A 14,408-nucleotide genomic window follows, 5' to 3' on the forward strand; every position below is an offset into this window, starting at 1 on the left:
GGACTTGCGCGGCCGCGATAAACGCGCAACCTTGGCGTTCACTGTTTGCAAATTCCAAACAATCAGGAAGCTGAAAAGTGGATCGTTTCGATGCAATGCAGGCCTTCGCCCGGGTGGTCGAGGCGGGGAGTTTCACCAAGGCTGCCGAGACCCTGCACATGAGCAAGACCACCGTGACCCAACTGGTGCAGCAGCTGGAAGCACGGCTGCGGGTCAAGTTGCTCAACCGCACCACACGCAAGGTCAACGTCACTGCCGATGGCGCGATTTATTACGAGCGAGTGATCAAGCTGCTGGCGGACATGGACGACGCGGAGGCTAGCCTGGCCGGCGCGTCGGCGCTGCCCAGGGGGCGCTTGCGCGTCGATGTGCCAAGTCCGCTGGCGAGGCTGATTCTGATGCCGGCATTGCCTGAGTTTCACGCGCGTTACCCGGATATTCAGATCGACATGGGCGTCAGCGATCGCATCGTCGACATCATTGATGAGAACGTCGATTGCGTGGTGCGCGGCGGCGAATTGCTCGATCAGTCACTGATGGCGCGGCGGGTCGCCGATCTTCAGCTCGGGGTATTTGCCGCGCCGAGTTATCTGGCCCGCGCCGGCACGCCGCGGCATCCACGCGAGCTGGAAGACTCGCATCATCGGGTGGTCGGCTTTCTCTGGGCGCGCACCGGCAAACCGGTGCCCTACGCCTTGCACAATGGCAGCGAGCACCTGCAGATCAAGGGCCGCCACGTGCTCGCCGTCGATGACGGCAACGCCTATCTAGCTGCAGGCCTGGCCGGTATGGGCGTGCTCTGGTTACCCACGTACATGTCCGACGCGCATCAAGCCCGAGGCGAGTTGGTGCCGCTGTTCGAGGACTGGCAGCTCGAACCGATGCCGCTTTATGTGGCGTACCCGCCGAACCGGCATCTCAGCTTGAAACTGCGGGTGTTCATCGACTGGATCAGCGAGCTGATGGCGCAGCACGCACCGGTCATTGAGCGTCGAGATTATTGATCAGCCACTCGCTGAAGCTGCGCGCCATCGGATCATTCTCACTGTCGCGATGGCTCAGCAGCGCCCAGTTCGGGCCACGAATGGTTTGCGCCACCAACGGCTGCAGCAACCCCGTGTCCCGCGCCTGGCGGCTGAGCAACTGGCTGACCAACGCAATCCCCAGGCCTGAGCACGCCGCGTCCAGCAGCAAGCCCGGATCGGAAAAATTCAGCCCCTGATCCTGTTGCCCGACGTCGACCCCGGCCTCCACCGCCCAATGGCTCCAGTCCATTTCCCGTTCGCCATGCAGGGTGGTGCGTTGCGCGGCAGGTTGCGCCAAAACGCTGGGATGACACGCCGGAAACAGGCGGTCGGCATGCAGCACCTTGAAGCTGCACTCCGCCTGGGAGCTGATGTCATCGCGCACCGCCAAGTCGATGGTCTGAGTGGTCATGTCCGGCACTTCATCGGTGCTGAAAATCCACAGATCGACCTGCGGATGCTGGCGGCGAAAATCCGCCAGACGCGGTAGCAACCAATGCCGGGCGAACGCTGGCGTGGTGTTGAGCACCAGTTGATTGGGTTTCTGATATTGGCCCAGACGGCGGATGCCGACCGCCAGTTGCTGGAGCATCGCCTGGGTGGTGCTGAGCAGATCGTGGCCGGCATCGGTCAGCGACACGCTGCGACCGTTGCGAAAGAACAGCGGCTGTTCGAGGTACGCCTCGAGGCTGCGGATCTGCTGGCTGATCGCCGACTGAGTGAGGCTCAACTCATCGGCAGCCTTGTGAAAACTGCCAAGGCGTGCTGCCGCTTCGAAGCCGCGCAGGGAGCTGAGCGGCGGCCAGTGTTTGAGCATAACGATAAGTTCCTCTAATCAGTTCTACGCAAAATCCATCGTTTGTTTGCGCGGTTTCAGCTCCGTAGCATTCACCTCACGCCAAATCACGGCAATTTCCATTGAACACAATGGCTTAATCGAGAGGTGCCTGTCATGCCGCGCAACGAGAATAACAACAACGCTTGGATGATGCCTGCCGAATGGGTGACGCATGCCGCGACGTGGATGGTCTGGCCGCATAACCAGGCGCTGTGGGAATCGGGATGGCGGGTGACCTTGCCGCTGGTGCAAGAGGATTTCGCCCGGGTCGCCAACGCCATCGCCCGCTTCGAACCGGTGAAAATGGTCGTTGATCCGTCGGCGCTGGCGAGCGCCAAAGCCCTGTGCGGGCCGAACATCGAGCTGATCCCGCTGGCGGTCAACGACAGTTGGTGCCGCGACTCTGGCCCGAGCTTCGTCTGCCACCCACAGCAGGGGCTGGCCGGTGTCAGCTGGCGCTTCAATGCCTGGGGCGGCAAGTCGGCGCATGAGCTGGATGAGAGCCTGGCGCGGCGCGCACTCAATCATCTCGGGCTGGAATGCTTCGGCACGCCGCTGAGCAACGAGGGCGGGGCGATTCATGTCGATGGCGAGGGCACGCTGATCACCACCGAATCGGTGCTGCTCAACCCCAATCGCAACCCGGGCATCGGCAAGGCCGAGATGGAAGAAATCTTCAGCCGCTTGCTCGGTGTGAAGAAAACCATCTGGTTGCCGGGCGATCCGGATTACGTCACCGGCGACATGACCGACGGCCACGTCGATGGCGTCTGCGCCTTCGCCCGTCCCGGTGTGTTGCTGGTGGATGCGACGCATGACCAGAGTTCGGTGTACGCCGAAGTGGTGCGGGAAAACCGCCGCGCATTGGAGTTGGCGACCGACGCCCAAGGGCGCAAGTTCGAGCTGATCGAACTGTTCGAAGCCAGCGAAGCGGTGGACAGCGACGCCGAAGTGTTCTGCGCCTCGTACACCAACTTCTACATCGCCAACGGCGCGATCATCATGCCGGCCTACGGCATCGAGGCCGACGAGGCGGCGGCCAAAGTGCTGGCGCAGGCGTTCCCCGGACGCGAAGTGGTGCCGGTGCGCATCAATCATCTGGCCCATGGCGGCGGCGGGGTGCATTGCATCACCCAGCAGCAACCCGCCTGGCCGCTGGAGGGTTGAGCGATGCGCCATCTGACCATCGCCACCACCCAGATGCCGTGCACCTGGGACCTGCCGCGCAACCTCGATCAGGCCGAGCAACTGGTGCGTGAGGCCGCCGCGCAGGGCGCGCAGGTGATCCTGTTGCAGGAGCTGTTCGCCACGCCGTATTTCTGCATCGAACAGAGTCACAAACATCTGGCGCTGGCCGAGGAATATCGCGACAGCCGTGTGCTGCAGCGCTTCGCCGCGCTGGCCAAAGAGCTGGGCGTGGTGTTGCCACTGAGCTGGTTCGAAAAGGCCGGCAACGCCTGTTTCAATTCGTTGAGCGTGGCCGATGCCGACGGGCGTCTGTCGGGGGTGTATCGCAAGACCCACATCCCCAACGCCATCGGCTATCAGGAGAAGGAATATTTCAGCCCCGGCGACAGCGGTTTCCGCGTCTGGGAAACCGCGTTCGGTCGCCTCGGGGTGGGTATCTGCTGGGATCAGTGGTTTCCCGAAACCGCGCGTTGCCTGGCGTTGATGGGCGCTGAAGTGTTGCTGTTCCCCACGGCCATTGGCTCTGAGCCGGGTTGCGCGGCGCTGGATTCCCGCGATCACTGGCAGATGACCATGCGCGGTCATGCTGCCGCCAATCTGCTGCCAGTGGTGGCGGCGAACCGGGTCGGGCGTGAGGTAGCGACCACCGATCCGTCGCTGCAAATGCGCTTCTACGGCTCGTCGTTCATCAGCGATCACAAAGGCCAGTTGCTCGCCGAAGCCGACCGCGACAGCAGCGGCGTATGGGTGCACAGCCTCGATCTCGACACGATGCGCGAAGAGCGCCTGAGTTGGGGCATCTACCGTGACCGGCGGCCGGACATGTATGGCGCGCTGCTCAGTCAGGACGGTCGCCACCTGCATGCACGCTGGAACACTCAAGGGGTTTGAACATGGCTACGCACCACAAAAGACTGCTGAGCGCGCTGGGTCTGGCGCTGACTTGTGTGATCCCGTCACTGCATGCCGAGGACAAAACCCTGCGGCTGTACAACTGGGCCGATTATTTTGCCGAAGACACGCTAAGCCGCTTCACCGCGGAAACCGGGATCAAGGTGATTTACGACGTCATGGACGGCAGCGAAACCCTTGAAGCGAAGATGCTCTCTGGCGGCAGCGGTTATGACCTGATCTTCCCCGGCGACACCGTCGCCGAGCGCCTGATGCGCGCCGGCAGCCTGATGCCGCTGGATCAATCGAAGCTGACGGCGCTGGCCGACATCGAACCCGGTTTGCAGAAACTGCGCAGCCATTACGAACACTCCAGCCAAGCCACCGTGCCCTACACCTGGGGCACCATCGGCCTGACCTATAACGCGGCGCAGATCCAGCAGCGCATGGCCGACGCACCGGTCAGCAGCCTCGACATGCTGTTCAAACCGGAGCTGGCGGCAAAGTTTGCCGACTGCGGAATTTCGCTGATCGACTCGCCGGACGAAGTGCTGGCGGTGGTGCTCAATTACCTGGGGCGTGATCCGCGCAGCGCGAAACCGGCGGATCTGGCAGCGGCCAGTGAGTTGTTGATGAAGCTGCGGCCGTACGTGCGCAAGTTCCAGTCGCAACCGGTGACCGATCTGGTCAACGGAAACCTGTGCCTGTCGCTGGGTTACAGCGGCGACATGACCCAGGCCCAGCGCACCTCGGACAGTGCCGGCAAGGGCACTCGATTCGAGTACCGCATCCCTCGCGAGGGCACCACGGTGTGGATGGACACCATGGCGATTCCGGTCGATGCCCGGTATCCGGAATACGCCTACGCGTTCATCAACTTCGTGATGCGTCCGCAGAACATGGCGGCGATCAGTAACTTCACCGGTTACCCGACTTCCAATGCCAAGGCACGGGCCAGCGTTGATGCGGCGATGCGCAACAACCCGGACATCTACCTCGACGAGGCGACCTATGCTCGTTTGATTCCGGGCAAGGACATCCCTCAGGCCGACATGCGGGCACGGATGCGCACCTGGACCAAATTCAAAACCGCTACTCAGCCATGATTCAACCGCCGGCGCCCGGTCGCCGGCCCTTTCAGGAAATCCAGATATGTCGACGCGTCGTGAGTTCATAAAACAGGTATCGGTCGCTGCAGGTGTCAGCGCCGCGGTCATGGGCCTTGGCCTGACGCCGGGCAAATTGCTGGCGGCCAGCGCGGGGGATTGGTTTATGCCCGACGAGGGCGACAAGCACGAGCGCGCCTTCATCGCTTTCGGCGCACAGGATGCGATCTGGGAAGATTTCACCGCGGATGTGCAGGCTGCGCTGGGCCGCATCGCCCGCACCATTGCCCGTTATCAACCGCTCACGGTGTTTTGTCGCAGCGGCGAACGCAGCCTCGCCGAAGAGTACTGCGGCACCCGCAACGTCACCTACATTACCGCCGCGCTCGACGACATCTGGATGCGCGACATCGGCGCCAATTTTGTCATCGACGACAAGGGCGGACTCGGCGCCGTGGACTTCAATTTCAACGGTTGGGGCGACAAACAGCGGCACAGCAAGGATGCAAAAATCGCCGCGCGAGTGGCGGCCGACGCACAGGCGACTTACCTGCGCAGTGAGCTGGTGGGCGAGGGCGGCGGCATTGAAGTCGACGGTCACGGCACCGGGATCATGACCGAGAGCAGCTGGATCAACAGCAACCGCAATCCGGGCTGGAGCAAGGCCGAGGTCGAGGCGGAATTGAAGGAGCGTCTGGGCCTGCGCAAAATCATCTGGCTGCCGGGGATCAAGGGCAAGGACATCACCGACGCTCACGTCGATTTCTATGCGCGGTTCATCAAGCCCGGTGTGGTGATTGCCAACCTCGACAGCGACCCTGAATCCTACGATCACCAAGTCACGCTGGCGCACCTGGAGATTCTGCAAAACGCCACCGATGCTGACGGTCGCAAACTGCAGATTCACACCATTTCGCCGCCGCTCAAGCCGCGCAAGAGCAAGTTCAACCAGAACAATCCGGATTTCGCCGCCGGTTACATCAACTACTTCGTGATCAACGGCGCGATCATCGCCCCGGAATTCGGCGACAAGGCGGCCGACCAGAAGGCTTACGACCTGCTGTCGAAGCTGTATCCGGAGCGCAAAGTCGAGTTGCTGAACATCGACGCAATTGCGGCCGGTGGCGGCGGGATTCACTGCGTGACCAGTCATCAGCCGCAAGCGTGATTGACTCTTTGGCCCATCGAGCCAACTATCGGCGCATAACAACATGACCGATGGGCCAGACCTTGATCGAACGACGTCAATTCAGCGGAGGCATGAAGGGCAAAAACCTCCGCTATCTGAATGAGCAATCTGCCGCGACCCGCATCACCCGCACCGGTTTTCTGTTGCTGGAACACTTTTCGCTGCCGGCCTTCACCCAGGCGCTGGACACCATCATCACCGCCAACCTGTTGCGCGCCGGGTTGTTCGGCTCGCGCACGTTCGGGCTGGGCGAAGGTGAGGTGATCAGCGATCTGGGGCTGGTGATTCGTCCAGATGCGCTAATTGACGTGGGCAGTCTTGCGCAGCTGGACCTGCTGGTGGTGTGCGGCGGCTACCGCACCGAGCTGAAGGCCAGCGAGGAGTTGATCAGCCTGCTGCGCGCGGCTGCGGAACGCGGCGTCAGTCTGGCCGGATTGTGGAATGGTGCGTGGTTTCTCGGCCGCGCCGGATTGCTCGATGGCTATCGTTGCGCGATCCACCCGGAACATCGTCCCGCGCTGACGGAAATTGCCAAAGCCACCCAGGTCAGCAGTGAACCGTATGTGATTGATCGCGACCGGCTCACGGCGTCGAGTCCGTCGGGGGCTTTTCATATGGCGCTGGACTGGATCAAGAGCCTGCACGGCAAGGCGCTGGTCGAAGGCATCGAGGACATTCTGGCGTTCGAGGAGTCGCGGTACCGACGGATCAAACCGGACGAAAACCTCTGCGTCAGTGCACCGCTGCGCGAGGTGGTCAAACTGATGGATGCCAACCTCGAAGAACCGCTGGAACTTGAGCAACTGGCGGTGTACGCCGGCCGATCGCGGCGGCAGCTGGAGCGCTTGTTCAAGGAGCAACTGGGCACCACGCCGCAGCGCTATTACCTGGAATTGCGCATCACCGAAGCCCGGCGCCTGCTGCAACACACCGAGCTGTCACAGATGGAAGTGCTGGTGGCCTGCGGCTTCGTTTCGCCGAGCCATTTCAGCAAATGCTACAGCGCGTTCTTCGGTTACCGACCGTCCAGGGAAAAACGCCTGGTCAAATAGCCCGCGCTGTTTCTACTGCCAGCCATAGGCCCAGCCCCTGTGGTTGGTGTCAGAACCACTGGCCCGGCGCCGACCAATGTGGGAGCGGGCTTGCTCGCGAAAGCGGTGTGTCATTCAGCATATGAAGTGCCTGGCATGGCCTCTTCGCGAGCAAGCCCGCTCCCACGGTTTTAATTGGGTGATGTCAGAACCACTGACTCAGCGCCGGCCAATGTGGGAGCGGGCTTGCTCGCGAAAGCGGTGTGTCTGTGAATACTTGAAGTGCCTGACATGGCCTCTTCGCGAGCAAGCCCGCTCCCACAGGTTTAATTGGGTGGTGTCAGAATTACTGATTCAGCGCAGAACAATCATGCTATAGGCCAGTCGTGGATTATCGGTCCCGCAGCAACTTGCGGTAATCCACCGGTGAGATCCCGCGTGCCTGGCGGAAGGAATGGCTGAAAGAGCTGGCCTGCGAGTAGCCCAGCATCAGGGCGATGTTCATGATGCTGGTCTCGGTGCGGCGCAGGTAATGGTCGGCCAGTTCCATGCGCATGGTTTCCAGTACCTGATTGAAGTTTTCGCCTTCGGCCGCCAGTTTGCGCTGCAAGGTGCGCGGCGAAATCGCCAACTGCCGGGCCAGGCTTTTCAAGCTGAAATCGCCGGTCGGCAATTGTTCGGTGAGCAGCGCGCGCAAGCGATCGGTCACGGAAAATGCCGGGTAGGTCAGACACAACTGCCAGTCCGCTTCCAGTAGCATGCTGCGATGCATGCGCGGGTCGGCGCCCTGGATTCGTGTCGAGAGTGTCGACTCGGCAAACACCAGCGCGTTGCTCCCGGCCTCGAACTGCACCGGACAGCCAAAAAAGTGTTCATACAACGCCGGCTCGCCGAGTGCCGAATGCATCATCCGGACTTCGAGCATCGGCTGATTACTGGCGATCAACCAGCGGCCGAACGCTGCCCAGCCGACCATCAAGGCTTCCTGATGCAGGGCGCAGTAAGGCTCCAGTTCACTGATGCGTTGATCTTCGAGGGTGACGCGGCCATCGCCGATGACGATCCGGGTCTGACTGGAAGGGCTGTCGTAAACGATCTTGCCGAAACGCAGAATCATGTTCAGCGACTCGCCCAGCGTCGCGCTGGTCATCAGCACATAACCCAGCACACCGTAGGTGCCGGGGCGCACGGCAGCGCCGACCAACAGACCGAAATGCGGCAGGTTGCTGCTCAGTGCCGCCAGTTCCAGCAAGGCCCGCAACTGGCGCATGGGGATGCGCACAATCGAGTCGGACAACTGCTCGCGTGAGAGCCCGGTCTGGTGCAACAGCCAGTCGCCATCGCAGCCGTATTGTTCGGCGACATCAAGGACGTGGTTAACGAAAGCAGCGCTGGAAGTGGCGGGTCGCATGGGGGGAGGGGAAGTCCGGTAATCCGGTGATCTTGCTTTTCCGAAAGGTGAAGAAAGCGACGTCGCCAAGGCGCGCGGCGTCAATAGACCCTACATGCGTCCGATCACCGGAATGCCGGTGCCGGTGACGGCCGAAGCCTGTTCCGAAATCAGAAACAGAATGACCGCCGCCAGTTGCGCCGGTGTCACCCAGCGCTGGTGCTCGGCGTCGGGCATGGCTTCGCGGTTTTGTGGGGTATCGAGAATGCTCGGCAGCACGGCATTGACCGTGATGCTCATGTCCTTGAGCTCTTCGGCGAGGCTTTCGGTCAGGCGCAGTACGCTGGATTTCGACGCAGCGTAAGCGCCCATGCCCAGTCCGGCCTTGGCCGCCATGCTCGCGCCGATATTGACGATGCGACCCGCCGGGGATTGCAGCAGCAAGGGCAGCAGCGCCTTGCTGGCGTTCAATGCGGTGCGGAGGTTCAGCGAATAGAGCCGATCCCAGGCCTCTAGCGCACCGCCCAATAACGGTTCCCAGGCATAGCCGCCGGCGCCATTGACCAATGCATCGAGGCGCCCGAAATAGCGGTTGATCTGGCTGGCGACTTTCTGGCAATCGGCAAAGGAAGTCAGATCAATGCCGGACAGCACCAGTCGATTGTGCGAGGAGGGCATTGCCATCGTTGCCTGATCGATCAGCACCAGATCCGCGCCCTGGGCTGCGGCCATGTCCGCCAGGGTCTCGCCGAGATTCCCCAGGGCGCCGGTAATCGCCACAACGCGCCGTGAGAGTGACTGAGTCATCAAGAGTCCTTTCCTTTTTAAGGGCGCATACTCTAATGATATCGGTGACCCATGGCATGCTTTTGGATGTCAACTTGTTGTGCAAAAGTGCCAAAATTTTATGCCTGGCGAAATGGCCACAAAGGGTCGTGAAACAGGCGTCAGAAAGTTGGCTTGATGATGTTCCAAAGCAAGCAGATCTTGAAAGCCTGGCGAGGGTTTGGACTCGCAGATCAGGCGTTGTACAACGCCAAAGCGCTGGGGCGTGACCGGTTTGTGCAGGGAATCTGGTGATCTGCGTCATTGCCAACTATTCGAACTCGTCATGGTGCGTGAATAAAACCGTTGGTCAGCTCTCAATGCAGCCCGACAGCCAAGCGACTACTTTTGTGGCTTGGTCGATGAAGTGACAGGAGCTACCAGGAACTATTGAAGTGTTGATTTCAGGAAGGATCTTGAATAAGGCGCGGTGTATCGCTCTGGCGAATGTGTATCCAGACTCCCGGTCTGTAACGCAGTGCCCGCCACCTTTTGCTTGTTAAGGAGAACACAGATGGCAATCAGCCGAGTACCCGAAACATCCGATAAAAGCGCGCTCGTCGAAGCAGAGGTATACCGTTGGTACAACCTCTTTTTTCCGTGGTCACGCGGTGTGGCTTCGCAATCCGAGGGTGCCATCAAACCCTTGTACGATGCGCTGGCGAGCGACTTCCGAGTAGTGCTCACGGACGGTCAGATCATGGATCGGGCGGACTACTGGGAGCGACTTTGGGGGCTGTACGGGAAGCGTGTTGGCAGCCCCGAATCGCACATCATCAATCTTTCGATCACGCCTCTGCCGGGCGACCTCTTCCTTACGGTTTTCGATCTCGTCAAAGACGGAATCACCAAGAAGAAAGTCGATTCGGCGCTTATGCGTCTGGACCCCACATCGCCTTCGGGAATCTCGTGGGTTTATGTTCATGAAAGCGAGCATGAGCGTGCGGCTGCGTAGTGGCTGATCACGCACAAGCCATTCTGATTTGCCGCCATGAGATGCGTCTGGCAGAAACCACAAAGCCCTGATTATTCAGGGCTTTGTCGTATATGGATGATGTTTGCGCTGGAGTTTTATGTTAAGTATTTCTAATCATCGATGAAATCTACTTCGTTTTACTTCTTTTAAGTATGGATCCGCCCAATCATGTCCCATGCCGCCTCGATAAGGCAATACGGCCCCTCTCTTCGCCTGGAGTCATAGGTTTTCGGGTTCTCAAGAGTTTCATGATTGTTCAAGGTTTGCGTAGTCGAGTTCTTCTGTTAATTCGAGGGCTGTTACCTGTGTGGGTTTCGAGTATGGAAATATATTATGGACGTTTGTCTCCAAAGGATTTTAGAGATTGAAGTTGTAAAGGTATCGCAAAATGAACACCGAAAAAGTGCTGGTCCTGAGAACATGCGCCAATAACATGGCCGACCACTGTGGTCTGATATGGCCCGTTTCAGGACCGGTGGAATGCAGGTTTTGGGAGCCGACGAGAAAACTTGAAAATGGGCTGGCTGGGTTGCTTTGGGGCGAAGGCACAAACGCCCATTTGAGCATGCAGGCGGATGCGCGATGGGTTGTGTGCGAAGTGGCGGTATGCGACTTGATATTTCTCGAGGACGACGAAGGCGTCAAGTTTTCCCGTGCAGAAGTCGTTCACGTGGGAACGCGAAGTAGCGCATTGAATTACATCGCCGATAATGCGGCTGATTATGAAGCGTCGACGAAGAACTTGATTGAGACTTTTGAGTTTCCTGAAGTGCAATCCGAGACAATCGAGACACTTCCCGGGCTCCCGGTTATTGCTGGCAGTGTTCCCGATATCATCAGTCACCGGACAACTGTAAGGGCCACGCAAAAGCTCGAAACAGCGGTTTATGGCAGTACGCTCACTGGCGCCAGTCAGAGCCAGCTCATAGCTGGCTACGGCAGCACTGAAACCGCCGGAGACAGCAGCACGCTTATTGCGGGATACGGCAGCACCGGAACTTCGGGGTCCGACAGTTCGATCATTGCAGGGTATGGCAGTACACAAACTGCCGGAGATGAAAGCTCGCTGATGGCGGGTTATGGCAGCACCCAGACAGCCAAGACCGGTAGCGACCTCACCGCCGGCTACGGCAGCACCGGCACCGCCGGCTCCGACAGTTCACTGATTGCCGGGTATGGCAGCACGCAAACGGCTGGCGAAGAAAGCTCTTTGACCGCCGGTTACGGCAGTACGCAAACCGCCCAGGAGGGCAGTGATCTCACCGCCGGTTATGGCAGCACCGGCACCGCTGGCTCCGACAGTTCACTGATCGCCGGATATGGCAGCACGCAAACGGCTGGCGGAGAAAGCTCGCTGACTGCCGGTTATGGCAGTACGCAAACCGCCCAGGAGGGCAGTGATCTCACCGCCGGATATGGCAGCACAAGTACCGCAGGTTCGGACAGTTCGCTTATAGCCGGCTATGGCAGTACGCAGACCGCCGGTGGCGAAAGCTCTCTGACCGCTGGTTACGGCAGTACGCAAACGGCTCAGGTGGGTAGCGATCTCACCGCCGGTTATGGCAGCACCGGCACCGCTGGCTCCGACAGTTCCCTGATCGCCGGCTACGGCAGCACACAGACTGCTGGCGGAGAAAGCTCGCTGACCGCCGGTTATGGCAGCACCCAGACGGCCCAAGAGGGCAGCGATCTCACCGCCGGTTACGGCAGCACAAGCACTGCCGGCTCCGACAGTTCACTGATCGCCGGCTACGGCAGCACACAGACTGCCGGCGGAGAAAGCTCGCTGACCGCCGGTTATGGCAGTACGCAAACCGCGCAGATCGGCAGTGATCTCACCGCAGGTTACGGCAGCACGGGCACCGCCGGCTCGGACAGTTCGCTGATCGCCGGCTACGGCAGCACACAGACTGCGGGGCAGGAGAGCTCCCTGACCGCCGGTTACGGCAGTACGCAAACAGCCCAAGAGGGCAGTGATCTCACCGCCGGTTACGGCAGCACGGCCACCACTGGCCCCGGCAGTATGGTGACTGCCGGTTACGGCAGCTCGCAAACCGCCGGTCACGGAAGTGCGCTGATTGCCGGCTATGGCAGCACCCAGACTGCCGGTTACAAAAGCATTCTGACCTCGGGTTATGGCAGCACTCAGACCGCCCAGGAAAGCAGTGACCTCATTGCAGGCTACGGCAGTACCGAAACCGCGGGTTACGACAGCTCGTTGATCGCCGGTTATGGCAGTACGCAAACTGCCGGACACGGCAGCATCCTGACTGCCGGTTACGGCAGTACCCAGACCGCACAGGAAGGCAGTTCGCTCACCGCCGGTTATGGCAGTACGAGCACCGCCGGCCCTGATAGTTCACTGATCGCGGGTTATGGAAGCACGCAGACCGCAGGACACGAAAGCAGCCTGACCGCGGGCTACGGCAGTACCCAGACTGCTCAGGAAGACAGTTCCCTCACTGCCGGATATGGCAGTACCTCGACCGCTGGATTCAACAGTTCGTTGATCGCGGGTTATGGCAGCACTCAAACAACGGGTTATGAGAGCAGCCTGACCGCCGGATACGGCAGCACGCAAACCGCTCAGGACAACAGCTCGCTGACCACGGGCTACGGCAGCACTTCGACCGCTGGCTACGAAAGCACACTGATTGCCGGTTATGGCAGTACGCAAACCGCCGGCTATGGCAGCACCCTTACCGCCGGCTACGGCAGTACGCAGACCGCCCAGGAACAAAGTTCGCTGACCACCGGTTATGGCAGCACTTCAACGGCAGGCTACAGCAGCACGCTGGTTGCCGGTTATGGAAGCACGCAAACCGCCGGCTTCAACAGCAGTCTGACGGCGGGTTATGGCAGCACTTCGACCGCAGGGTACGAGAGCACCCTGATCGCCGGATACGGCAGCACCCAGACCGCGGGTTACGACAGTATCCTGACCGCGGGTTATGGCAGCACGCTCACCGCACTCGACAGTAGCACCCTGACCGCAGGCTACGGCAGTACGGAAATCGCAGGATTTGGCAGTTCGCTGATGGCCGGCTACGGCAGTTCGCAGACCGCCGGTTACGAGAGCACGCTGACCGCGGGTTATGGCAGTACCCAGATGGCGGCGCGCGACAGCACACTCACCGCAGGTTACGGCAGCACCGGGGTTGCCGGACAAGACAGCTCGCTGATCGCCGGTTACGGCAGCAGCTTGACCAGTGGCGTTCGCAGCTATTTGACCGCAGGTTACGGCAGCACACTGATCAGTGGACTGCACAGCGTTCTGACTGCCGGGTATGGCAGCAGTCTGACTTCCGGGATGCGCAGCAGCTTGACGGCCGGATATGGCAGCAACCAGATCGCCAGTCATAAGAGCTCGCTGATTGCGGGGCATGAAAGTACGCAGATTGCCGGGCATAAAAGTATGTTGATCGCCGGCAAGGGCAGCTCGCAAACAGCGGGTTCTCGCAGCACGTTGATCGCCGGCGCCAACAGCATCCAGATGGCGGGTGATCGCAGCAAGCTGACTGCCGGTGCCGACAGCACCCAGACCGCCGGCGATCGCAGCAAACTCCTGGCCGGTAGCAGCAGTTACCTGACGGCAGGCGATCGCAGCAAACTCACCGCCGGCGACGACTGTGTGCTGATGGCAGGGGATCGCAGCAAGCTGACCGCCGGCAAAAACTGCGTGTTGACCGCCGGTGCCGACAGCCGACTCATCGGCAGCCTCGGCTCGACGCTTTCTGGCGGGGAGAATTCGACGCTGGTTTTTCGCTGCTGGGATGGCAAGCGCTACACCAATGTGGTGGTCAAGACCGGTAGCGACGGGGTAGAGGCTGACGTGCCGTATCAGATTGACGAGGACAGCAATGTGTTGGTCAGGGCTGAGGACACTGACAAGATGACTCCAGCGATCCATGTCACGCCTGAACAGGACGTGGAGTGATAAGGCCTGATG

11 protein-coding genes are annotated in these 14,408 nt (G+C 60.4%); 8 read left to right on the forward strand and 3 right to left on the reverse strand.

The window, feature by feature from the left end; translation table 11 throughout:
* Positions 1-77 precede the first annotated feature (77 nt).
* Positions 78-1,004 (forward strand): LysR substrate-binding domain-containing protein, encoded by a 927-nt coding sequence (locus ACIOUG_RS03325; protein ID WP_401062491.1) that lies wholly within the window; start codon positions 78-80, stop codon positions 1,002-1,004.
* On the opposite strand, the gene ACIOUG_RS03330 is transcribed toward ACIOUG_RS03325, so the two are convergent.
* Complete coding sequence (locus ACIOUG_RS03330) at positions 982-1,842, reverse strand: LysR substrate-binding domain-containing protein (protein WP_401062493.1); 861 nt, start codon at positions 1,840-1,842, stop codon at positions 982-984. The genes ACIOUG_RS03325 and ACIOUG_RS03330 overlap by 23 nt on opposite strands.
* 135 nt (positions 1,843-1,977) lie before the next feature.
* On the opposite strand from ACIOUG_RS03330, the gene ACIOUG_RS03335 reads away from it, so the two are divergent.
* Genes ACIOUG_RS03335 through ACIOUG_RS03355 form a run of 5 tightly spaced genes read left to right on the forward strand, consistent with a single transcriptional unit; the run spans position 1,978 to position 7,289 of the window.
* Positions 1,978-3,030: an agmatine/peptidylarginine deiminase gene (locus tag ACIOUG_RS03335; protein WP_401062495.1), complete on the forward strand. Its 1,053-nt coding sequence runs from the start codon at positions 1,978-1,980 to the stop codon at positions 3,028-3,030.
* Between the two features lie 3 nt (positions 3,031-3,033).
* The gene (aguB, locus tag ACIOUG_RS03340; RefSeq protein ID WP_401062497.1) at positions 3,034-3,942 is read left to right on the forward strand and encodes an N-carbamoylputrescine amidase; all 909 of its coding nucleotides are present in this window, start codon (positions 3,034-3,036) and stop codon (positions 3,940-3,942) included.
* Positions 3,943-3,944: 2 nt separating this feature from the next.
* Positions 3,945-5,048, forward strand: coding sequence for an extracellular solute-binding protein (locus tag ACIOUG_RS03345; protein WP_401062498.1), 1,104 nt, complete (start codon positions 3,945-3,947; stop codon positions 5,046-5,048).
* 46 nt (positions 5,049-5,094) lie between these two features.
* The gene (locus ACIOUG_RS03350; protein ID WP_401062500.1) at positions 5,095-6,216 is read left to right on the forward strand and encodes an agmatine/peptidylarginine deiminase; all 1,122 of its coding nucleotides are present in this window, start codon (positions 5,095-5,097) and stop codon (positions 6,214-6,216) included.
* A 50-nt stretch (positions 6,217-6,266) separates the two neighbouring features.
* Complete coding sequence (locus ACIOUG_RS03355) at positions 6,267-7,289, forward strand: GlxA family transcriptional regulator (RefSeq protein WP_401062501.1); 1,023 nt, start codon at positions 6,267-6,269, stop codon at positions 7,287-7,289.
* A gap of 370 nt (positions 7,290-7,659) precedes the next feature.
* Here ACIOUG_RS03355 and ACIOUG_RS03360 read toward each other — a convergent pair whose 3' ends face one another.
* Together ACIOUG_RS03360 and ACIOUG_RS03365 are read right to left on the reverse strand one after the other, a co-directional pair.
* On the reverse strand, positions 7,660-8,679 hold the full coding sequence (locus ACIOUG_RS03360; RefSeq protein WP_401062502.1) for an AraC family transcriptional regulator: 1,020 nt from the start codon (positions 8,677-8,679) through the stop codon (positions 7,660-7,662).
* 90 nt (positions 8,680-8,769) lie between these two features.
* A complete protein-coding gene (locus tag ACIOUG_RS03365; protein ID WP_401062504.1) occupies positions 8,770-9,465 on the reverse strand; it encodes an SDR family NAD(P)-dependent oxidoreductase in 696 nt (231 codons plus the stop codon).
* A gap of 532 nt (positions 9,466-9,997) precedes the next feature.
* Between ACIOUG_RS03365 and ACIOUG_RS03370 the strand changes: the two genes are divergently transcribed.
* Together ACIOUG_RS03370 and ACIOUG_RS03375 are read left to right on the forward strand one after the other, a co-directional pair.
* Positions 9,998-10,438: a hypothetical protein gene (locus ACIOUG_RS03370; protein ID WP_401062505.1), complete on the forward strand. Its 441-nt coding sequence runs from the start codon at positions 9,998-10,000 to the stop codon at positions 10,436-10,438.
* 409 nt (positions 10,439-10,847) lie between these two features.
* On the forward strand, positions 10,848-14,396 hold the full coding sequence (locus ACIOUG_RS03375) for an Ice nucleation protein (RefSeq protein WP_401062507.1): 3,549 nt from the start codon (positions 10,848-10,850) through the stop codon (positions 14,394-14,396).
* The last annotated feature ends 12 nt before the right edge of the window (positions 14,397-14,408 follow it).

This window comes from Pseudomonas sp. NPDC087803, from assembly GCF_044742995.1.
Classification (GTDB): domain Bacteria; phylum Pseudomonadota; class Gammaproteobacteria; order Pseudomonadales; family Pseudomonadaceae; genus Aquipseudomonas.